The sequence below is a fragment of the Aurantiacibacter rhizosphaerae genome (assembly GCF_009807005.1).
GTDB lineage: Bacteria > Pseudomonadota > Alphaproteobacteria > Sphingomonadales > Sphingomonadaceae > Alteraurantiacibacter > Alteraurantiacibacter rhizosphaerae.
This window is the reverse complement of record NZ_WUBR01000001.1, coordinates 109164-130664: the sequence shown is the minus strand read 5'-3', so window position 1 is coordinate 130664 and position 21501 is coordinate 109164. Positions and strand designations below refer to the sequence as shown.

The following is a 21501-nucleotide window of genomic DNA, read 5'->3' as shown; positions in this document are numbered from 1 at the left end:
GGACCGAAGCTAGCGGGCATGGTAACACGAAATTAAGCCTGTTGGGGCATATCCTGCGCGACAGGAGGACCGACCCCCATGAGTTTTGAATTCGCCGAGATTGCCCGGCACGCCGCTGCCGACCGTTCGATCACTTCGGAAGAAGTGCTGGCCCTGCGCGGTGCCGGCTGGGCCGATGGCAGGATGACGCGGGAGGAGGCGGAGATCGTCTTCGCCACCCAGCACGCGATCGAAAACCCGTCGCGCGAATGGTCTGACTTTTTTGTCGAGGCGATCCAGAATTTCGTCCTGAATGGCAGCGATCCGCTTGGCTTTGCCAGCGCGGAGGAGGCCAATTGGCTGATTGGGCAGGTGGAACTGGATGGCAAGGTCTGCTCCATGACGGAGCTGGAACTGCTGACCCGCATCATAGAGCGCGCGCACAACGTGCCGGAGACGCTGAAAACCTTCGTTCTCGGCGTGCTGGAGCGTGAGGTGCTGGAAGGCGTCGGCCCCACCCGCTGTGGCGGAGAATTGTCCGACAGCCATGTGACAGAGGCGGAATGCCGTATCCTGCGCCGCGTCATCTTCGGCCAGGCCAGCGATCGCCCCGCAGCCGTCAGTCGGCGCGAGGCGGAGGTGATGTTCCGCATCAAGAACGCCGTGGCCGCACAGGAAAATGTGCCGGAATTCCAGCGCCTGTTCGTGCAATCCGTGGGCAATTACCTGATGGGCTTTGCCCATTCCAACGGGCAGATCAGCCATGAACGGATGCTGGAACTGGAAGCCTTCGTGGCCGACAACAAGGCCAGCATCGGCCGCTTCATGGGCAATATGGCAAAAAGCGCGCCCAATGCGTTTGGTGTGGTGTTCGGCAAAAAGGACGAAGGCCCCAGCCGGTCAGAGCAGGTTGCCGCAGAAGCCGAGGTAAACGGCATCGAACAGGCATGGCTGGACCAGCAGATCGCCGCCAGCGGCGAAGTGGACGCCTATGACGAGGCGTTGCTGGGCTTCATCGCAGAAGAAACCGGCGTAGCGTAAGTGGTCTGGCCAGACGGCCTAGACCATGAAGCTTTCGCCGCAGCCGCAGGCACCCTTGGCATTGGGGTTTTCGAACACGAACCCGGCGGTGAAATCATCCTCCACCCAGTCCATCGTGCTGCCGATCAGATACAGCACGCTGGCGCCGTCGATGTAGAAGGTGCCACCGGGCGTTTCGATCTTTTCGTCAAAACCCTGTTCTTCGGAAATATAGTCCACCGAATAGGCGAGGCCTGAACAGCCCCGGCGCGGTGTGGACAGCTTTACGCCGATCGCATCGTCCGGCGCGCGCGCCATCAGATCCGCCACGCGCTGCTCCGCAGCGGGCGTAAGGATGACGGCAGCCTTTGGCGCAGGGCGGGTTCTTGTCTTGGTATCGCTCATCACAGCATCCCCAGTTCAAGCCGCGCTTCGTCGCTCATCTTGGCAGGATCCCACGGCGGATCCCACGTTACCACAACCTCTGCATCGCGAACGCCGGGCAGGCTCATCACGCGCATCTCGATCTCGTTGGGCATGGTTTCGGCAACCGGACAATTGGGCGTCGTCAGCGTCATGGTGACCTTCACGTCCGCATCTTCCGCCACTTCGACATTATAGATCAGGCCAAGGTCATAAATGTTCACCGGGATCTCCGGATCGTAAATTTCCTTCAGCGCATCGATTACCGACTGGTGCACCTCGCCGCCCGGTTCACCCGGAGCAACGCCCTCGGGCTTCTTCTGCAGGAACCCTTCCAGGTAATCACGCTTGCGCTCCAGCTTCTCGCCTGCGGATTCCTCCTCCGGCTCCTCCTCCGGCAGCGGCGCGTCGGAAACGCGGGCGCGGGGCGGCTTCGCCACCACGTTCTCCGTGGGCGAAGGTGCTGCGATGAAATCCTTGTCGTCCTTCTGAGACATGTCTTCCTGATTTTCCATCAGCCGAAAATCCTCTTGGTGCGTTCGATACCGCGGATCAGCGCGGCGACGTCGTCTTCGTCGGAATAAATACCAAAGCTGGCGCGCGCGGTGGCGGTGATACCCAGCTTTTCCATCAGCGGCTGCGCACAGTGATGTCCTGCGCGAATGGCCACGTTCTCTTCATCCAATATGGTGCCCAGATCGTGCGGGTGAACCCCGTCGATCAGGAAACTCACGATCCCGGCGCTGTCATCGGGGCCAAACAGCGTCACATCGTTCATCGCGCCCAGCGCTTCGCGCGTCTGGCGGACAAGCTCTGCCTCGTGACGATGGATAGCTTCCCGCCCGATGTCAGACACGTAATCGCAGGCCGCGGCAAAGCCGATAGCCTCGATAATGGCAGGTGTGCCCGCCTCGAATCTTTGTGGCGCCGGGGCATAGGTGGTGGCATCGAAGCCGACCTTGTCGATCATCGCGCCGCCGCCCTGCCACGGGGGCATGGCGGCCAGCAGGTCAGCGCGCCCCCACAGCGCACCGATGCCGGTGGGGCCGTACAGCTTGTGCGCGCTGAAGGCGTAGAAATCGCAATCCAGCGCGGCAACGTCCACCGGCAGGCGCGGCACGGCCTGGCACCCGTCCAGCAGCAGCTTTGCGCCCACCGCATGGGCCAGATCAGCAGCGCGCTTTCCATCCACCATGCTGCCAAGGACATTGGAGACATGGGCGAAAGCGACCATCTTGTGCTCGCGCGTCAGCATGGCCTCTGCAGCATCCAGATCGATTCGGCCATCGTCTGTCAGCGGGCAAACGTCCACCTGCCAGCCCGCCAGTTGCCAGGGCACGATGTTGGAATGATGCTCCAGCTCGGACAGCAGCACGCGCCCCTTGTCCGGATAGCTATAGGCCAGCAGGTTGATTGCCTCGGTCGCGCCGCGGGTAAAGACGATTTCGTCCTCCTGCCCGCCGATGAAGCTGGCCACGGTGCGGCGTGCGGCCTCGTAACCCAGCGTCATTTCGGCAGAGCGGGAATAGACGCCGCGATGCACGGTGGCGTAATCCTTGCCCATCGCATCGCTGGTGGCATCGATCACGACTTGTGGCTTTTGCGCCGTGGCCGCGGAATCGAGGTAATGCCAGGGCTTGCCCTCAGCAGTAACGAGGCCGGGAAAATCAGCCTTGCGAGACATTGTTTGCGTTACGGACACAGGTTGCGGCTCCATCCCGGATTTGCACCGCGCGCGCAATTGTAGCGGATGCCCGCCTGCAGCACGCGATAGCCATCGTCAGCCTCACCCAGCACGATGCGCCATTGCTCTCCGATCACGGAATCGTCGCGATAGCCATCGGTGGTGACAAGGATCATGCGGCTGCCAAGGCCGGTCCCATCGCGGCCAATCTCGCGGGTGATCTCGGCATCATCGGTGTTGGCGCGGTTGAGGTAGAAATCGGCCACCTGCTCCTCGGACTGGAAGGCGCGATCCGGGATGCTCAGCGGGGTATAGGCGCTGGCGGGCGGCGCATCGATCACCGGCGTGGTGGCGCAGGCGGCCAGTGCCAGCGGTGCGAGGAGGATGGCGAGGGCGCGCTTCACCTGCGGGCCTCCAGCACATTCAGCGCGGCTTCCAGCAGGCGTTCTGCCTCTGCCTCGTCCTCCAGCGCGGCGAGAGCATCGGCGATGAAGGCGCGCACCAGCAGGCGCTGCGCCACATCGGGCGCGATGCCGCGGCTGGCCATGTAATAGCGCGCCATTTCGTCCATCTGGCCGATGGCGGCGCCGTGGGCGCATTTCACATCGTCGGCAAAGATTTCCAGCTCAGGCTTGGCATTGGCGGTGGCACCCTTTTCCAGCACCAGCGCCTTGAAATCCTGGCCCGCATCGGTGCGCTGGCCTTCGCGGCCCACGTTGATCGCGCCAAGGAAATTGCCTGTCGCCTCGTTCCAGTGCACGGCGCGCACCACCTGGTTGGAGGTGGCATCGGGCCGGTCATGCGCGGTGCGGGTCACGAATTCGCGCACGGCATCGCCGCCGCCGATGGTGACGCCGCCAAATTCGAAATGCGCGCCCTCGCCAAGGTCGGTTTCCACCTCCACGCGGGTGTAATCATCGCCGATCACGACCACGAAGAACTCGGCCCGTGCGCTCTTGCCAATGTTCAGGCGGATGCGGTGCACCTCTGGCGCATCGCCGCCCACGATCATGCAGTGGCGATGCGTTTCGCCGTCAGCGACGGACACGTCCTGCCACTGGTCAAGCGCCTCCACGCCCAGCTTTGCGACAGCATCGAAATCGGCATAGCGCCAGGATTCGTCACGGATTGTCGGGAGTTCGCTCATGCGGCCATTACCTCGTCATAGCCTTCGGCCTCCAGCTGCTTGGCAAGCTCGGCATCGCCGGTTTTGACGATTCGCCCAGCGGCCAGGATGTGCACGAAATCAGGCTGCACATAGTCCAGCAGGCGCTGGTAATGGGTGATCAGCATTACGGCCTTGTCAGGCTTGCGCATGATGGCATTGATGCCCTCGCCCACCACCTTCAGCGCATCGATATCGAGGCCGGAATCGGTTTCATCCAGCACGGCGAAGGCGGGATCGAGGATGCCCATCTGCACCATCTCGTTACGCTTCTTTTCACCGCCGGAGAATCCGACGTTCACGTTGCGCTTCAGCATTTCCATGTCGAGCTTCAGCAGGGCGGCCTTTTCCTTAGCCAGCTTCAGGAATTCACCGCCCGAAAGCGGTTCTTCGCCGCGCGCCTTGCGCTGGGAATTCAGCGCCTCGCGCAAGAACTGCACGTTGGAAACGCCGGGAATTTCAACGGGATACTGGAAGCCCAGGAACATGCCGGCAGCAGCGCGCTCATGCGGCTCCATTTCGAACAGGTCCTTGCCGTTGAAGGTGACGCTGCCCTGCGTAACCTCATAACCGGGCCTGCCGCCCAGCACATAGGCCAGCGTGGATTTGCCCGCGCCGTTCGGTCCCATGATCGCGTGGATCTCGCCCGCGTTCACTTCGAGCGAAAGGCCCTTGAGGATCGGTTTGCCGTCAATTTCGGCGTGGAGGTTTTCAATTTTCAGCATTGTCGTCTTTCTTTTTGTCAAACGAGATCGCGATTTTTGCCGCGCCGTCGATAAATCCTGTGTCTTCCCGATGCGGGCCGTTGGCGGCCTGCCAGTAATAGTCGACCGCCGGGTCTGCCGTGCCTGCCGCCATGATGGCGTCCGGCATGGGGCCCTGGAAGGTCCACACGTCGGCCTTGGTCCAGTGGACCAGTTCGCCGGTCATGCCCTCACCCTTCGCCATGGCGACCAGCCTGTCGATCGATGCACTCATGCGTCACCCTCGCTCGCCCCTGTTGCCGCGATCGCCGCGCGGCGGGCCGTTGCCGTCGCGATCGTAGCGGGGGCGGGACTGGCGCGGATGTTCGGACTCGTGGCGGCGGCGGGCCTCGCCCTTGTCGGCAATGCGCAGGCGCATTCCGGCGGTGATGCGGGCCAGCACATCGTCCATATTTTCAAGGATATCGGCGGCCTTGATGTGCATCACCTTCACGCCTACGGCTTCCAGTGACTTGTCGCGGCGGCGATTAAGCTTCTCGTCGTCGCCTTCCTCGTCAATCACGATGGCCATGCCGAGCGTGTGGCAATTGAAGTCGACGATCGCGCTGCCCACCACGGCGAACCGCTTGAAGGTGTGGCGACCCAGAGCCGCCTTGGAAAAGCGCTCCGCCAGCGCCTTGTGCGCCTCGGAGGCATGACGCCGCATCTTGCGCGCCTGCTCATGCAAATTGTCGAGCCGCTTGTCGCTGATTTCCCAACCGCGCCCACGCTTCTTGATCGCGGGGGCTTCGGCGGTTTCGGAAGGATCGCGCAGTTGCAGTTTCTTGCGTTCGGTCACCCCACGCTCCCCTCAAGCGAGATCGCCAGCAGCTTCTGCGCTTCGACCGCAAATTCCATCGGCAGCTCTTTCAGCACTTCCTTGGCGAAGCCGTTGACGATCAGCGCCACGGCCTCTTCCTCACCCAAGCCGCGCTGCATGGCGTAGAACAGCTGATCGTCGCTGATCTTGCTGGTGGTTGCCTCGTGCTCGATCTGGGCGGTGGGGTTCTTCACCTCGATATAGGGCACGGTGTGCGCGCCGCATTCGCTGCCCAGCAGCAGGCTGTCGCACTCGGTATAATTGCGGCAATTGTCGGCATTGGCGGCAATCGCCACGCGGCCGCGATAGGTGTTGTTGCTCTTGCCAGCCGAAATCCCCTTGGAGATGATGGTGGAGCGGGTGCCGCTGGCATTGTGGATCATCTTTGTGCCGGTGTCGGCCTGCTGGTGATTGTTGGTCACGGCGACGGAGTAGAACTCGCCCACGCTGTCCACCCCGTTCAGCACGCAGGACGGGTATTTCCACGTCACCGCGCTGCCGGTTTCCACCTGCGTCCACGAAATCTTGGACCGTGCGCCCTGGCAGAGGCCACGCTTGGTCACGAAGTTGTAGATCCCGCCCACGCCTTCGGAATTGCCGGGATACCAGTTCTGCACGGTGGAATACTTGATCTCCGCATCTTCCATGGCGACCAGTTCCACCACTGCGGCGTGCAGCTGGTTCTCGTCACGCATGGGCGCGGTGCAGCCTTCCAGATAGCTGACGTAGCTGCCCTTTTCGGCGATGATCAGCGTGCGTTCGAACTGGCCGGTGTTCTCCGCATTGATGCGGAAATAGGTGGACAGTTCCATCGGGCAGCGAACGCCCTCGGGGATGTAGACGAAGGTGCCGTCGGAAAAGACCGCAGCGTTGAGGCAGGCGAAATAGTTGTCGCGCGTGGGCACGACCTTGCCCAGCCACTTCTTCACCAGGTCAGGATGCTCTTGCAGGGCCTCACTGATGGAAAGGAAGATGACGCCCGCCTTCTTCAATTCCTCGCGGAAAGTCGTGGCGACGGATACGGAGTCGAACACCGCGTCCACGGCAACCTTGCGCGCGCCTTTCACGCCGGCCAGCACTTCCTGCTCTGCCAAGGGAATGCCCAGCTTGTCGTAGACGGACTTGATCTCCGGATCGAGTTCGTCGAGCGATTCCAGCTGCTCCTTCTTCTTGGGCGCAGCGTAGTAATAGGCATCCTGGTAATCGATTTCCGGGTAGCCGAGCTTGGCCCAGTTCGGCTCCTCCATCTCCTGCCACAGACGGAAGGCCTTCAGGCGCCAGTCCAGCATCCATTCCGGCTCTTTCTTCTTGGCCGAGATGAAGCGGACGGTGTCTTCGTTCAGACCCTTCTCCGCAAATTCGGTTTCGATATCGGAGGACCAGCCATGCTCGTACTCGGCGGCCTTGTCGGCTGCCTCGCGTGCCTCGGCATCCCGTTCGGGCTTGGCCTTCAGTTCGACTTGTTCGTTCATGCCATTTCTTCCGTTCTTGCCAGCTGCACCAGCGAGACATCCGCCAGTGCGCTGCGCAAAGCTGTGTTCACGATCGGCCAGTGCGGCTGCACCGCGCAGCTGCCCTCCAGCGCGCAATCATGCCGTCCGCCATCCACGCAGGAGGTGAGCGCAATCGGCCCCTCCACCGCCTCTACAATGTCAGCCAGGCTAATAGCCGCCGCCGGGCGCGCCAGTTGCAGCCCACCGCCGGTGCCGCGGGTGGAGCGCAGCAGGCCAGCCGCCGTCAGCTTGCTCACCACCTTTTGCACGGTGGGGACAGGCAGGCCCGATTGTTCGGCCAGTTCAGCCGCACTTGTGCGCCCACCGCCGCAATGGCGGGCAGCCTGGCTCATCGTGACGACGGCGTAATCTGCAAGGTTCGAAAGGCGCATTGTTTCTAATCAGACCAAATTGTTCTGATTGGTCACCTATGCGTAAAACCTACGTAATCAAGCCATTTCCGCTTGTTGCGAGTCGTTAGCGATTTGCACCTTCGAGCGGCCTGATCAGCCCCTGCCCAGTTCGCGCAGGTTCTTCTTGTCGATCAGTTCTTTCAGATAGGGAGACCCGTCATCGCACAGCCGCGCAGGCGTGCGGCCCACGAATTCGCGGATTTCGTGGATCATGTGCGGCTGATCGTAGAACGCGTCATAGATCACCGCCTCCTCCTCTGCCGAAAGAACAGGCCGGGACAGTGCTGCGGCAGCGCGCAGGGCGCGGTATTTGCGGCGCAGGGTTACAGGCGGCACGCCGAAATACTGCTCCACCAGCCGCTGCGTCTGACGGCGGGAGAAGGTGCTTGCGGCATAAAGGTCTTCAACAGCGGGCAGCATCTGTCCCGCCAGCCAATCACCCACGCTTGCCATCAGTTGCAAATGGCGCGGACGCGGCAGCTTGGCACGTGTGAGGATGAAGCCGGTCAGCGCCTCAACCATGTCGGCCGCGCTGGCCGTTCCGTCGCGATAGGCGGCGCACAGGCCGGTGCCGATATCCTCGATCTCCGGATCCATCCAGTCGGCGGCCTTGTACAGCCGGTTCGCATGACCCTGCGCATGCAGCCCGGTCAGCGCTGCCCAGCCCAGCGGAGAAAGCGCGGCGCCCACAGCGTGAAACGGGCCGTCCACCTCGATCGGCAAGGCGCAGGAGAGCGGGGTGAGCAGGTTCACCTCCTGCGAGGTGTCATGCCCGCCATCGGGCAGGAACATCTTGCCCTTGCCCCTGGGAAACAGCGAGAGGTGGCCGATGGCAGCGGGCTGGATATCCCGCACCACCGGATCATCGCAGCGGAAGTGATAGAAAACGGTAACCAGCTTGGCGATGTCGCCTTCAGTCTCGAAATAATCGATTTCAATCTGGTTGGGCGGAGTAAGCTCTCCGCCCGGCATGATTTCCCGTTTCATCGCGCGACCCCCTCGGCTAATGTTGCGTCAGCTCTTCTCTTCAATCCATGCGTCGACCTGTTCTTCCAGTATGGACAGGGGAACAGGTCCGTTGGCCAGCACCAGTTCGTGGAACTGGCGAATGTCGAAATCCTCCCCGAATGCCTCGCGCGCCCGTTCGCGCAATTCCATGATCTTTAGCTTGCCGATCATATAGGCAGTCGCCTGTCCGGGATAGACGGTATACCGTTCGATGGCCTTGCGGATATCGCCTTCGGGATTGGGCGTGTTTTCTTGCAGATAGGCGATGGCTTCCTCGCGGCTCCAGCGCTTGGAATGGAGGCCCGTATCCACCACCAGCCGCGCCGCGCGCCACAGTTCCATCTGCAGGCGGCCAAAATCGGAATAGGGATCGGTGTAGAAGCCCATGTCCTTGCCCAATTCCTCCGAATAGAGGCCCCATCCTTCGGTATAGGCGGTGAAGCCGCCATAGCGGCGGAAGGGCGGCAGATCGCCGAGCCCTGTCTGGATGCCGCGCTGCAAGTGATGGCCGGGCAGACCCTCGTGATAGGCCAGCGCCTCCAGCTCGTTCCGGCTCATGGAGTTGAGGTCATACAGGTTCACGTAATAGGTGCCGGGCCGCGATCCATCGGTGGCGGGCGACTGGTAGAAGGCCTTGCCCGCGCTCTGTTCGCGGAAGGCCTCCACGGCTTTTACCTGCAATTCATATTCCGGCAGGGTGATGAAATAATCGGGCAGGCGCGCTTCCATCGCGTCCATCACGCCGCTCACCTCCGCAAGGTAATCCTCCCGGCTGGTGTGATAGAAACGCGGATCGCTGCGGGTGAATTCGAAGAATTCCTGCAGGGTGCCGGTAAAGCCAACCTCCTGCATAATGAAGCGCATTTCATTGTGAATACGCTCCACTTCGCGCAGGCCGATATTGTGGATCTCGTCTGCGGTCAGTTCGGTGGTGGTGTAATATTCCAGCAGCGCATCATAATAGGCCGCGCCTTCGGGAAAGCGCCAGATCCCGTCCTTGTCCGGTGCCATCGCCTGCTGGCGCTGCATTTCTGTGAGAAGGCGGGCGTAGGCCGGGGCCGCATTGTCACGCCAGGCGGCCTGCGCATCGGCAACAAGTGCGGCGCGCTGGGCATCGTCGATATCCAGTTCAGCCACCTTGCTGCGGAAATCCTCCAGCACGGCGTTGTCCGTGCCCGCATCCAGCATGTTGCGAATATCGGACAGGACATAGGGATAGACCCAGTCCGGCGGCATCACGCCATTATCGGCGCGCAGGGCGGAACGGGCGATCAGCGTGTTCAGCAGCGGGGCAATCCCCTCGATCCGGGCGATGTAATCGCGCGCCTGGCTCACATCCTGCACGGCATGGGTGTTGATCAGGAAAGCGGGAATACCGCTCTGCTCGCCATTCATCTGATCGAAGAACCAGCCGTAGTCCTGGAAGGGATCAAGCAGGGCCGATCGTTCTGCCGTCGCTTCGAACAGGCGATAGGACAGCTGATCCTCTGGCGAGAGGCTGGCAAGATCATAGCCTGCGCGCATCCGTTCCAGCCATTCATCGCGCAGGGCATCGCGCGCCTCGTCTGCCGCTTCGCTGCGGTCGTTCCACTTGCTGTAATCCACATCGCGAATGCCGCGATAGGCCTTCGTCTCAGGCGAAAGCGCCAGTTGCGCTTCGTTATATTGTTCGAAGAACGTGCCGATATCGGCTGGCACCTGCGGTTGCGCCGCGGCCATATCGCCATTGCCCATGTCCGCGGTGGTGGCGCAGGCGGCAAGGGCAAGCGCGCTGGAAAATGTCAGTGCGAGTCGAAATGTCTGGCGGATCATTGGGGGGCTGCGTCCTCTTTATTGGTGCGCCAGACCTAGAGGATGCGGGCGATTACCGGAAGCCCACAAAAAAAGGGCGGCTCCCCTCGAAAGGTGAGCCGCCCTGTTCAAGTAGAGAACTCATGGCAATAAGCGCCTCGAGCCCTTCGGGTCGCAAGAACCAGCTACGCGATTCTTGCGCTCAGCAATTGTAAGAAGGCGTCATTTTACGTGAATCACGTCAATTTTAATAATAATCCGCAATAGCATTTGTTAATTCATGGTGGTGGTAGAGAGCAGGGGATTGCGCGACAGTGCGCCATGCTGCCAAGGGGGCGACATGTTCTATTCGCTTATCCGCCCTGCCCTTTTCACGCTCGATGCAGAGCGCGCGCACACCATCGCGATAAAGGCGCTGAAGGCGCTGCCCGCCGGGAAACCCGCGCGTCCCGGCGGTCCGCTGGAAACCACGGTGGCCGGGATTACCTTTCCCAATCCGGTTGGCATGGCCGCCGGGTTCGACAAGGATGCTGAGGTGGCAGACGCGCTGCTGGGGCTGGGCTTCGGCTTCGTGGAGGTCGGCTCCATCACGCCGCTGCCACAGTCGGGCAATCCGAAGCCGCGCCTGTTCCGGCTGGAAAAAGACCGCGCGGTGATCAATCGCATGGGATTCAACAATGGCGGGGCAGAGGCTGCCGCGGTGCGAGTCGCTGCGCGCGGAGACAGGCCGGGTGTGCTCGGCATCAATATCGGCGCCAACAAGGACAGCGCGGATCGCATTGCCGATTACGCCGCGATGACGCGCATCATGGCGCCAGACGCCACCTATCTGGCCGTCAACATTTCCAGCCCCAACACGCCCGGCCTGCGCGCCCTGCAGGACGAGGGGGCATTGGTGGAATTGCTGGACGGTGTGCTGGAAGCGCGCGGCGAGACAGGTCCGCCCGTGTTCCTGAAGGTGGCGCCTGATCTGCAACCGGCGGATGTGGATGCGATCACCCGCATCGCGATGGACAAGAAACTGGGCGCGCTGATCGTGGCCAACACCACGATTTCACGGCCAGAACTCGCCTCTGCCGCAGCACGCGAAACCGGCGGTCTCTCGGGGGCACCGCTAAAGCCCCTGGCGCTGGAAACGCTGCGCGCCTTTCGCAAGGCCGCCGGCGGTGCGGTGCCGCTGGTGGGCGTTGGCGGCATCGCGACGGCGGAAGATGCGTGGGAGCGCATCCGGGCAGGCGCCAGCCTCGTGCAGCTGTACAGCGCCATGACCTATCGCGGCCCCGGCATTGCCAAGCAGCTTACCAAGGGGCTGGTAAAACTGATGAAGCGCGACGGCTTTACCTCAATCGCACAGGCCGTGGGCAGCGAAGCGCCCTAGCGTTCACCCACCAGCACAACGCCTTCGCGGCGCGGATCATATCCGCCGTCCACTTCGCCATTGCGGATCAGCACGGCGTGAACGCCAGAATCCTCTCCCTGTCCGGGCGCAAGGTCTATCCCGCGTTCCGCCAGCCCTTCAAGGATTGCCGGATCGAATGCGCCCACCTCTCCGCCAGGCCGATCGCCGCGCGCCACAAGGTTGGGCTGCGCCAGCGCGGTCTGCATTGGCAGACCCCAGTCCACCGCGGCCACCAGCGATTTGGCCACATAGGCAAGGATCGAATTGCCCCCGGCAGAACCGATGGCACCAGCGAAGTGCCCGTCCTCATCAAGCAGGATCAGCGGCGACATGGATGATCGCGGACGCTTGCCCGGTGCCACGGCATTGGGCGATTCGTCCCCATTGGGTTGCAGGGGGTTGAAGGCAAAATCGGTCAGCTGGTTATTGAGGAAGAAGCCATCCACCATGCGCCCGGTGCCGAAAATGGATTCCACCGTGGTGGTGATGGACAGGACATTGCCCTGCCCGTCGCGCACGATGAAATGCGATGTGCCCGCAGGCTCCTGCGTCAGATCGTCCAACACCTGCCCTGCCCCCGCCGGATTGCCCGGCTGCACGCTTGTTGCCGCACGCGGCCCGATCAGCGCGGCGCGCGCATCCACGTAATCTGCATCCAGCAGGCCTGCCACCGGGACATTCACGAAGTCCCCGTCTCCGAAATAGGCATCGCGGTCTGCATACATCAGGCGGCTGGCCTCTGCGAACAGGAACCAGGCCTGCGGATCGTCCGGCCCGCGCGCGGCGATATCGGTGTGTTCCAGCAGGGCCAGCAATTGCAGCAGCGCAGCCCCGCTGGAAGGGGGCGGCGGGGCACAGACGCGAAATTCGCGCCACGGGTTGCACACCGGCTGGCGCTTTATCGGGCGATAATTCGCAAGATCGGCCATCGTCATGGTGCCGCCGCGCGGCGCGGCGCGCGTGCGCTGCACGATCTGCGCCGCCGTGCTGCCTTCATACAGGGCGGAAATGCCATGGGCCGACAGGCGGCGAAGAAAATCGGCATAGGCGGGGTTCTGCAACAGATCGCCCGTCTGCATGCGCGTGCCATCGGGTCGCGCGAAATAGGCAGCGGCATCGGGCTGGGACAATTGTGCAAAGTCTCGCGACAGGAAATTGCCCAAACGTGGGCTGATGACGAAGCCTTCATCCGCCGTGCGAATGGCATCGTCGAACAGGCCATTCCACGGCAAGGCGCCGTGCTCTTCATGCAGCATGGCCAGCGCGGCGACAGCGCCGGGAACGCCCGTTGCGCGCCCGCTCACCACGGCTTCCCGATAGCCCAGCGGCTTGCCATTGCTATCGAGGAACATCGTGCGGCTGGCCTGCGCCGGCGCAGTTTCGCGGCCGTCGTAGATGGTGACGCTGCCATCCTCGGCATTGAAGTAGTTCAGGAATGCGCCACCGCCCATGCCGGAGCTTTGCGGCTCCACCAGGGAAAGCATCGCCTGCACCGCCAGCGCCGCGTCTGCCGCATTGCCGCCGCGTTCCAGCACATCCATCCCGGCGCGCGCTGCCAGCGGATTGGCGGCAACCACGAAGGGCGCGACCTCGTTTTGCTCGGCGGCGACCTCTGCCGAGGTTTCGACCGCAGTTTCAGCCGTCGGCGTGGTGCAGGAAGCAAGAGCGAGTGCGGCAGCAGCGGCGCAAATTCGAGAGAGCGACATGCCAATGGCCATATCCACCTCTACCCCTGCTGGCAATGAAGCAGGCTTGCCCCCTGCGCCCCTGCCGCCTAACTCCCGCTAACGAACCAATGCCCGGACGATAAGACAAGGCGGTCCGGCACCTAGGGAGAGCATCGCGCAATGCAACTCGTCGATATCGACAACGCCACCAGCCTCGTCGCGCTGTTTCTCCAGCGCGCGGGCGAGCGTGGAGACAAACCCTTCCTGACCGCCAAGATCGACGGCGAATGGACCTCCACCTCCTATGCCGAGGCGGCAGAGCAAGTGTGCCTGCTGGCTGAAAAGCTGCGCAGCATAGGCCTGCGCGATGGTGACCGGGTGATGGTGGTTGCGGAAAATCGCCCCGAATGGTGCATCGCCGATCTTGCCATCATGGCGGCAGGCTGCATCACCACCCCTGCCTACACCACCAATACAGAGCGTGATCACAGCCACGTGCTGGATGATTCAGGCGCCAGCGCGGTGGTGGTGGGCAATGCCAAGCTGACCAAGGCGCTGTTTCCCGCAATCATGAAAACGGGGCGCGGCCAGCAGGTTATCGCGATTGAATCCGTGCCATCCTCGCAATCCGGCTCCATCGAGATCCACCAATGGGCAGAGATGACATCGGGCGATGCGGCAGCGGCGCGCAAGGCCGTGGATGCGCGGATCGCCGGTTTCACGCGCCGCGACATGGCCTGCATCATCTACACCAGCGGCACCAGCGGCGCCCCGCGCGGGGTGATGCTGCACCACGGCGCCATCCTCTCCAACGTCAGCGCGGCGGCGCATGTGATCGAGCACGACCTGGGATGGGAAGAGGAACGCTTCCTCTCCTTCCTGCCGCTGAGCCATGCTTTCGAACACACGGCGGGCTTTTACCTTCCGCTGGGCCTGGGCGCGGATATCTGGTTCTCCGAAGGGCTGGACAAGCTTTCCAGCAATCTGGAGGAAGCATCCCCCACCGTCATGGTGGTGGTGCCGCGCCTTTTCGAAGTGCTGCGCGGCAAGATGATCAAGGCGATCGAGAAGCAGGGCGGCCTCGCCCGCTTCCTGTTGGGCCGCGCCTTCGCGCTGGGGGAAAAGCAGGTTTCCGGCAGGGACGGTCTGCTCACCAAGCCGGACGAGATGCTGCTGTCGGCCACTTTGCGCCCCAAGATAAAGCAGCGCTTTGGCGGCCGGGTAAAGGCGCTGGTATCGGGCGGCGCGCCGCTCAACCCCGAAGTGGGCGGCTTCTTCCAAGCGATGGGCCTCACCATGCTGCAAGGTTACGGGCAGACCGAAAGCGCGCCGGTGATCGCCTGCAACTATCCCAGCGCCGGGATTAAGCTGGACACCGTCGGCCCGCCGCTGCGCGGGGTCGAGGTGAAGATTGCCGATGACGGCGAAATCCTGGTTCGCGGAGAGCTGGTAATGCTGGGCTACTGGCAGCGGCCCGAAGATACGGAGAACGCCATTCGCGATGGCTGGCTGCATACAGGCGATGTCGGCCATATCGACAGCAAGGGCCGCATCAAGATTACCGACCGCAAGAAGGACATCATCGTCAACGACAAGGGCGATAATGTCGCGCCGCAAAAGCTGGAAGGGATGCTGACCCTGCAGCCGGAGATCAGCCAGGCGATGGTTTCAGGCGACAAGCGGCCCTACATGGTGGCGCTGGTGGTGCCGGATCCTGAATGGGCCGTGCAATGGGCAAGAGAGAACGGCGAGCCCTTCGATATGGCGGCACTGCAAGAACTTCCCGCGTTTCGGTCTGCAATCAAAACCGCCATCGATCGCACCAATCAGGATCTGTCGGTAATCGAGAAAATCCGCAAGTTCGTGCTGGCGGATGAAGCTTTTACAGTCGATAACAACATGATGACGCCGACGATGAAGATTCGCCGCATGCAGATTCGTGAAAACTATCAGGACCAGCTGGACGATTTATACTAAATCCACTCTGCAATTGTTGTGTATAACTGCGTTAGCACTCTATTAAAACCACCTTCCCTAAGTAACCGGCCCCGCTGCAGCGCACCATCGCGCTGCCGGGACTAATGGACTGTTCCGCCGCATTGGGCGCGGCGGGGCAAATAGGGGAATACAAATTATGAGTTCGTTTATTCGCGACCATGCGATGCATGGCCGTTTGCGTATGCGTGTCGCCTGCCTGCTGGCGGGTGCATCGGTTGCCATCGCCATGCCTGCCGCCGCGCAGGATGCAGCGATGCTGGAGCGGCTTGAAGCACTGGAGGCACGCTTCCAGCAGCTGGAAACCGAAAACGCACAATTGCGCGCACAAGTGGATGCGCTGCAGGACAATGCGGTGCAGGGCGATATCGCCGCAAACGAGAATGGCGCGTTCGCCCTTTCCGCACCCGGTGCATCCGCAGCAGGGGCCGATACCCCCGCAGCCACCGCACAGGATGGCATTCCCGGCGGCACCGTGGTGGCCGCCAACACCAGCGCCTCGCGCGGTCCGGTGGACACGGTGACGGAGGTTGACGATCCGCGCGAAATGCAGGTTGCAGGCTCCGAGAACTTCGTGGGTACGAACCCCACCTATGCCTATCGCATCCTGGACCATGCGGAGAATGTGAACACCAAGCCGCTGATCCAGCTTGCCGCGCTGCAGGAAGGGGAGCTGTCGGATCGCGTAACTCTGTCGGGCCAAGTTACCGCAATCGCCAATTACCAGTGGACCGATACGGACGACAAGTTCGGCTATCTGATGCGCCACCCCACCAGCGCCAACCAGCTGGGCGATCATGTCTCCGAAGTGGTGCTGCACTCTGCATCGTTGGCAGTGACGGCCCGCGTTGCACCGCGTGTTACGGCCTTTGCGGAATTTCTCTATGATCCGCAGCAAAGCTTTGGCCAGGGCACGATCACCGCGCTCACCCGCAACCAGGTGCAGCTGCGCCGCGGCTGGGTGATGTATGGCGATCTGGATGCGCTTCCCGTTTACGCTTTGCTGGGCAAGATGGATGTGCCCTTCGGCCTGAACGACACGGTCAGCCCATTCACCAATTCCACCAACTGGCACGCCTTTGCCGGCCTCGCCTACGGTGCGCAGGCAGGCTTCGTTTCGGGCGGGCTGCACGTGCGCGGCATGCTGATCCAGGGCGGTTCGCAGTTCCGCGCGGCCAACAACCCGGTGCTGGGTAGCTCTGTCCCTTCACGCGCCAACAACTTCGCCGTGGACGGACGCTACACGGTTGATCTTGGCGGAGAAGGCAATGCCGTGATGGTGGGCGCCAGCTATCAGCACGGCACCGCCTATTGCCAGGGCTATCCGGTGTTCCACTTCAACCCGTGTGCGGACAACAATCCCGGTGTCGCCGCCTATGGCCGCCTGACTTACGGGCCGGTTACGCTGCTGGGTGAGTATGCCACCACCACCGATGAATGGGCCGGTACGGCGGTCCCCATTCCCACCAACCCGCTGAGCCAGTTCAGCGCGGTGAAGGCGGAATCCTTCACGCTTGGTGGCCGCGTGGGCTTTGGCGAGGAAGTGGCCAGCGCACAGCGCCGCGCCTTCGCGCTTTCGGCGGAATTCTCCAAGTTCATCTCTGGCGAAGACGGTGCCCCTTGGGAACGCCAGAACCAGATCGTGCTGGGCGGATCGTGGTTCCCCATGGCGAACGTCAACCTGTTTGGCGAGTTCGTGCATGTGGACGGGTTCGTGCCGCTCAACTTCCTGTCCGGCGGCAACTTCCCGGATGGCAGCACCTGGTCAGAGCAGGGCGTGGATACGAACGTGATCCTGGCAGGCGCACAGGTAGCGTTCTGATCGAATGGGCCGGGGCCTGCCTTCTGATGAGGGCGGGCCCCACGCTTTTTAGAGCTTTAGGCGGCTTCGACTTCCACCTTTTCGGGGTAGAAGGCCGGTTCCTTGCCGGACCATGCAGGCGCCGTGGCCGCAGCCTCGCTAAGGCTTTGCAGCAGCATGCGTCGGCGTTCAGGGCGGATCTGGGGCAATGCGGCCGCAGCGCAGAATGCTGCCGGAAGGAAAGGGCGCACCGCAGCGCCCAGCAGGCGCTCGTAAAGGAAACGGTAGGCGGAAAAGCAATCGATCTGTTCCAGCGCAATATCCTGCGCGGAGATACGCATCAGCGGGCCCATCAGGCCTTCCAGCCCATCAAAACCATCGCCGGCAGGGATCATGCCGCGCAACTGGCGCAGTTCGCGATAGGCCAGGTACTGGCCGCGAATGGCGCGCTGATCTGCGGGCGATCCGCTCCAGCTTTTGAAGGCATCGTTGCGGGCCAGCGCGATATCGAGTGATCGCTCGATAAAACGCTGCTCATGTTCGGCAAAGCCTGCAAACTCCCGCATCTCTGCGATCGTCAGCGAAAATGTCTTCGACTCGTACCCCATTGCGACCCTTCCTTTGCGGATATGCAAGGAGGTTTGCGCGCCTATGGTTAATTTATCGTGTGCATCGGGAGGTGATTGTTTCGCAAGCCTGCCGAGGCAGGAGATTCACCGCGTCAGATAAGGCCCGCCAGCGGAGAGCTGGGATCGGCATATTTGCGGCGGCCCATGCGCCCGGCCCTGTAGGCCTCTCGCCCTGCTTCCACCGCCAGCTTCATGGCGCGGGCCATGCGGATGGGATCCTTCGCCTCTGCAATGGCGGTGTTCATCAGCACGCCGTCACAGCCCAGCTCCATCGCCACGGCCGCATCGGACGCGGTGCCGACGCCTGCATCCACCAGTACGGGAACATTGGCGCCTTCCACGATCAGGCGAATGGTCACCTGGTTCTGAATGCCAAGGCCGGAACCGATAGGCGCGCCAAGCGGCATGATGGCAACGGCGCCCGCCTGTTCCAGCTGCTGTGCCGCGATGGGATCATCCGTGCAGTATACCATCGGCTTGAACCCCTCCTTGGCCAGCACTTCACAGGCGCGCAGGGTTTCCACCATGTTGGGATACAGCGTTTTCGCTTCGCCCAGCACTTCCAGCTTCACCAGATCCCAGCCACCGGCCTCTCTTGCCAGTCGCAGCGTGCGAATCGCATCGTCGGCAGTGAAGCAGCCTGCGGTGTTGGGCAGGTAGGTGACCTTCTTGGGATCGATATGATCCATCAGCACGGGCTGGTTCGGGTCGGAGATATTCACGCGGCGCACGGCCACCGTTACGATCTCGGCTCCGGCAGCCTCCACCGCGGCGGCATTCTGGGCGAAATCCTTGTACTTGCCCGTGCCCACGATCAACCGGCTGTTGAACCGGTGCCCGGCAACTTCCCAGCTATCATCATCCGCACTATCCGCGCCGGATCCGCCGCCCACGAAATGCACGATCTCCAGCTGGTCCCCCTCTGCCAGGGCAGCCTCCTCCAAAGTGGAGCGCGGCGCGATTTCGCCATTGTGCTCCACCGCGACCTTTTCGGGCTTCAGGCCCAGTTCGCGCACGAGATCGGCGATGGTGGCTGCGGGGGAACGGCGGGTTTCACCGTTGACGGTAAGGGATTTTAGCTGGGTCATCACCAGCGCCACATAAGCCCTGTCAGGCGTGGCGCAAGTTGAGGATGTGCCCGGCGGCCACAAGGGTGACACCGATCATGGTCAGAATAGCCTCTTCAAAGCCATGGCCCACGGCCAGCGCGCCGCCCATGAAGGTGAGGCCCGTCATCGCCACGACAAAGGGCATGGCCCGCCGATGGCGTATCGCGCCAAGGCCGATGGCAACGCCTGCCACGATGGTGGCCAGAAGTAGGCCCCAGCGATGCAGATCAGGATCAAGCAGAAAGGTGCCGCCAATACCCAGACCAGCAACCAGCACCAGCCCAAGCACGCAATGCACGAGGCACAGCGCGGAAAGCATAACGCCGGCGCGATCAAGGCGACCGCGAATCCAGGGGGTGATCGAAGCCATGCAAACCATGTATGTAACGTCATAACATTGCGCAAGAGGTAATGTTGCAACATTTGCCACGCCGGTGCTGCGCAATCCAAAGGGATGCTTGCGATTTGCCTGCCAAAGTTGCAAATCGCTAGGCCTATGGTCGCAACAGCAATTCCCGCAGCTTCACCGCCCGTCATCACGCGCGCTCGCCCGCGCGCGATTGCGGGCTGGCTGTTCATCGTGGCGACGCTGGTGCTGATCATGGTGGCCGTGGGCGGCATCACCCGGCTGACGGAAAGCGGCCTTTCCATCACGCAGTGGAAGCCGGTGACGGGCGCGCTCCCCCCGCTCAGCCAGGCGGACTGGCAGGCAGAGTTCGATCTATACCAGCAAACGGGTGAATATCAGAACGTCACCGGCCCTGCCGGAATGGACCTGTCCGAATTCAAGTTCATCTATTTCTGGGAATGGTTTCACCGCCTGCTGGGCCGCGTGATCGGCCTGGTGTTCGCGGTGCCGCTGGCGTGGTTCTGGCTGCGCAAGGAGATCCCTGCCGGTTACAAGCCGCGCCTCGTTGCGCTGCTGGCGTTGGGCGGCATGCAGGGGGCTTTCGGGTGGTTCATGGTCCGCTCCGGCCTTGGCAGCGAGATGACCGATGTCTCCCACTTCTGGCTTTCCATTCACCTGCTGACGGCGTTTTTCACCCTTGGCGGATTGATCTGGACCGCGCTGGACCTGCGCCAGCTGAATGCGGCGGGCCGGGGTATATCTGCCCGTCTCACCACGTTTACGCTGGCGGTGGGCATCGTGCTGGTGCTGCAACTGCTGCTGGGCGCGTGGGTGGCGGGCCTGAATGCCGGCCTTGCTTCGGACACCTGGCCGCTGATGCAGGGACAGATCGTGCCGGAGGCGGATTGGTCACGCGGCGTGTGGTGGACTTTCACCCATGATCCTTTCTTCATCCACTTCCTGCATCGCTGGTGGGCCTGGGTGGCCGTGGGCGCACTGGTGGTGATGGCCCTGCGCGTGCAACCGATGGAAAGCCGCGCCGCCAGCGCCATTTACCTGGCGCTGGGCATCCAGATCCTGCTGGGCATCGCCACCGTGATCACCGGGGTTGCCCTGTGGATTGCCGTGGCGCACCAATTGGTGGGCGCCTTGCTGGTGGCATCCTTTGCATGGGGCGCGCATGTGCTGGGCAGGAGCACGGGAACAGTCTCATGACAGGGCCGGTCGACAGGCGCAGGGTCTTGCAGCTGGCCATTGCCGCCGCGGTCACACCGGCGCTTGTTGCCAGTGGCGCGCAGGGCGCCACGCCCGGTGATTTGGCTGGTCAGTTGCCCGGCCGACTGATCGCCCCCCCACCTGTTCCCATGCGTTACACCCGCTCCGTGGCGCGGGAGCTTGTGGATGGCGCGTTTTTCTCGGTCACGCGGGAATTCAGGGTTTACTTCACCGGTTTCGCTGGCGGTTTCATGCTGCACGGCCAGCAAACCGGCGCCAGTGTGGACGCGCCTGCAAAGCTTGCAGAATTCGCCGCGCTGGAAGAGGGGCGCGATGAAAGCGGCATGTTCCCCATCGCTCTCGATCCCTTCGGCCAGATCGTGTCCGCCGCGATTGCCAATTCGCCTGAAAATGCGCTGCGCCAGGCCGTGGCAATGGCTCTCGACAGGCTCTCCGCTCAGCCAATCGGGACAGACGAGCGGGCAGAGTTCTCCCGCTTTTTCAGCGCGATGCAGCAGGCAGGGCAGAATGTTACCGCCTATCTGCCAACAGACCTTTTCGCCCCTGTCACACGGTCCCGCCGGGATGCGCAGGACATCGCGTTTCCGGATGGATTGCTGGGCACAGTGGAAACCGTTTTCGAATGCGATTGGGACAGCGGCACCGGGCTGATGCAACAGGCGCGCCGGGACGTGTTGACGCATGTGGACAGCACCCGCCGCGCAACTTTCGAAAGCTGGAGCCTGACGGCGATCTGACATTTGGCGCGACTTTGGAAAAGACCGTGCCCTTCCCTTA

Annotated in this window: 22 protein-coding genes; 6 read left to right on the top strand and 16 right to left on the bottom strand. The window is 62.5% G+C overall.

What is annotated here, in order from left to right; genetic code table 11:
- Positions 1-78 precede the first annotated feature (78 nt).
- Positions 79-1020, top strand: coding sequence for a hypothetical protein (locus GRF63_RS00675; protein ID WP_160484102.1), 942 nt, complete (start codon positions 79-81; stop codon positions 1018-1020).
- 18 nt (positions 1021-1038) lie between these two features.
- On the opposite strand, the gene GRF63_RS00670 is transcribed toward GRF63_RS00675, so the two are convergent.
- From GRF63_RS00670 to GRF63_RS00615, 12 genes are all read right to left on the bottom strand, one after another.
- On the bottom strand, positions 1039-1404 hold the full coding sequence (locus tag GRF63_RS00670) for a HesB/IscA family protein (RefSeq protein ID WP_202131532.1): 366 nt from the start codon (positions 1402-1404) through the stop codon (positions 1039-1041).
- Positions 1404-1919 carry an SUF system Fe-S cluster assembly protein gene (locus GRF63_RS00665; RefSeq protein WP_160485312.1) on the bottom strand — a complete coding sequence of 172 codons (516 nt, stop codon included), beginning with the start codon at positions 1917-1919 and terminating at the stop codon, positions 1404-1406. The genes GRF63_RS00670 and GRF63_RS00665 overlap by 1 nt, the downstream gene beginning before the upstream one ends.
- Positions 1920-1936: 17 nt before the next feature.
- On the bottom strand, positions 1937-3106 hold the full coding sequence (locus GRF63_RS00660) for an aminotransferase class V-fold PLP-dependent enzyme (RefSeq protein ID WP_237392242.1): 1170 nt from the start codon (positions 3104-3106) through the stop codon (positions 1937-1939).
- A gap of 8 nt (positions 3107-3114) precedes the next feature.
- On the bottom strand, positions 3115-3510 hold the full coding sequence (locus GRF63_RS00655; protein ID WP_160484099.1) for a hypothetical protein: 396 nt from the start codon (positions 3508-3510) through the stop codon (positions 3115-3117).
- Positions 3507-4253: a SufD family Fe-S cluster assembly protein gene (locus GRF63_RS00650; RefSeq protein WP_160484098.1), complete on the bottom strand. Its 747-nt coding sequence runs from the start codon at positions 4251-4253 to the stop codon at positions 3507-3509. The genes GRF63_RS00655 and GRF63_RS00650 overlap by 4 nt, the downstream gene beginning before the upstream one ends.
- On the bottom strand, positions 4250-4996 hold the full coding sequence (sufC, locus tag GRF63_RS00645; RefSeq protein ID WP_160484097.1) for a Fe-S cluster assembly ATPase SufC: 747 nt from the start codon (positions 4994-4996) through the stop codon (positions 4250-4252). Before sufC ends, GRF63_RS00650 begins: the two co-directional genes overlap by 4 nt.
- On the bottom strand, positions 4983-5249 hold the full coding sequence (locus GRF63_RS00640) for a hypothetical protein (protein ID WP_160484096.1): 267 nt from the start codon (positions 5247-5249) through the stop codon (positions 4983-4985). The genes sufC and GRF63_RS00640 overlap by 14 nt, the downstream gene beginning before the upstream one ends.
- A gap of 3 nt (positions 5250-5252) precedes the next feature.
- Positions 5253-5813 (bottom strand): DUF559 domain-containing protein, encoded by a 561-nt coding sequence (locus GRF63_RS00635; RefSeq protein ID WP_160484095.1) that lies wholly within the window; start codon positions 5811-5813, stop codon positions 5253-5255.
- Positions 5810-7306 carry a Fe-S cluster assembly protein SufB gene (sufB, locus tag GRF63_RS00630; protein WP_160484094.1) on the bottom strand — a complete coding sequence of 499 codons (1497 nt, stop codon included), beginning with the start codon at positions 7304-7306 and terminating at the stop codon, positions 5810-5812. The genes GRF63_RS00635 and sufB overlap by 4 nt, the downstream gene beginning before the upstream one ends.
- Positions 7303-7719: an SUF system Fe-S cluster assembly regulator gene (locus tag GRF63_RS00625; protein WP_160484093.1), complete on the bottom strand. Its 417-nt coding sequence runs from the start codon at positions 7717-7719 to the stop codon at positions 7303-7305. The genes sufB and GRF63_RS00625 overlap by 4 nt, the downstream gene beginning before the upstream one ends.
- A gap of 114 nt (positions 7720-7833) precedes the next feature.
- A complete protein-coding gene (locus tag GRF63_RS00620) occupies positions 7834-8727 on the bottom strand; it encodes a helix-turn-helix domain-containing protein (protein WP_160484092.1) in 894 nt (297 codons plus the stop codon).
- A 27-nt stretch (positions 8728-8754) separates the two neighbouring features.
- A complete protein-coding gene (locus tag GRF63_RS00615; protein ID WP_160484091.1) occupies positions 8755-10560 on the bottom strand; it encodes a DUF885 domain-containing protein in 1806 nt (601 codons plus the stop codon).
- 319 nt (positions 10561-10879) lie between these two features.
- On the opposite strand from GRF63_RS00615, the gene GRF63_RS00610 reads away from it, so the two are divergent.
- Complete coding sequence (locus GRF63_RS00610; RefSeq protein WP_160484090.1) at positions 10880-11917, top strand: quinone-dependent dihydroorotate dehydrogenase; 1038 nt, start codon at positions 10880-10882, stop codon at positions 11915-11917.
- Here the strand turns inward: GRF63_RS00610 and ggt are convergent.
- Entirely contained in the window at positions 11914-13644 is a 1731-nt protein-coding gene (gene ggt / locus GRF63_RS00605) for a gamma-glutamyltransferase (RefSeq protein ID WP_160484089.1), read from the bottom strand. The two genes, GRF63_RS00610 and ggt, sit on opposite strands and share 4 nt — an antisense overlap.
- A gap of 141 nt (positions 13645-13785) precedes the next feature.
- Between ggt and GRF63_RS00600 the strand changes: the two genes are divergently transcribed.
- On the top strand, positions 13786-15582 hold the full coding sequence (locus GRF63_RS00600) for an AMP-dependent synthetase/ligase (protein WP_160484088.1): 1797 nt from the start codon (positions 13786-13788) through the stop codon (positions 15580-15582).
- 157 nt (positions 15583-15739) lie between these two features.
- On the top strand, positions 15740-17422 hold the full coding sequence (locus GRF63_RS00595; protein ID WP_237392241.1) for a hypothetical protein: 1683 nt from the start codon (positions 15740-15742) through the stop codon (positions 17420-17422).
- A gap of 56 nt (positions 17423-17478) precedes the next feature.
- Here the strand turns inward: GRF63_RS00595 and GRF63_RS00590 are convergent, their stop codons facing one another.
- From GRF63_RS00590 to GRF63_RS00580, 3 genes are all read right to left on the bottom strand, one after another.
- Complete coding sequence (locus GRF63_RS00590; RefSeq protein WP_160484087.1) at positions 17479-18009, bottom strand: hypothetical protein; 531 nt, start codon at positions 18007-18009, stop codon at positions 17479-17481.
- 113 nt (positions 18010-18122) lie between these two features.
- Complete coding sequence (gene thiS / locus GRF63_RS00585) at positions 18123-19118, bottom strand: sulfur carrier protein ThiS (RefSeq protein ID WP_160485310.1); 996 nt, start codon at positions 19116-19118, stop codon at positions 18123-18125.
- A gap of 22 nt (positions 19119-19140) precedes the next feature.
- Positions 19141-19509, bottom strand: coding sequence for a MerC domain-containing protein (locus GRF63_RS00580; protein ID WP_237392240.1), 369 nt, complete (start codon positions 19507-19509; stop codon positions 19141-19143).
- 126 nt (positions 19510-19635) lie between these two features.
- Here GRF63_RS00580 and GRF63_RS00575 point away from each other — a divergent pair, with 126 nt between their 5' ends.
- Positions 19636-20703, top strand: a complete 1068-nt coding sequence (locus GRF63_RS00575) for a COX15/CtaA family protein (protein ID WP_160484085.1) — start codon at positions 19636-19638, stop codon at positions 20701-20703.
- Positions 20700-21461, top strand: coding sequence for a hypothetical protein (locus GRF63_RS00570; RefSeq protein ID WP_160484084.1), 762 nt, complete (start codon positions 20700-20702; stop codon positions 21459-21461). The genes GRF63_RS00575 and GRF63_RS00570 overlap by 4 nt, the downstream gene beginning before the upstream one ends.
- Positions 21462-21501 lie beyond the last annotated feature (40 nt).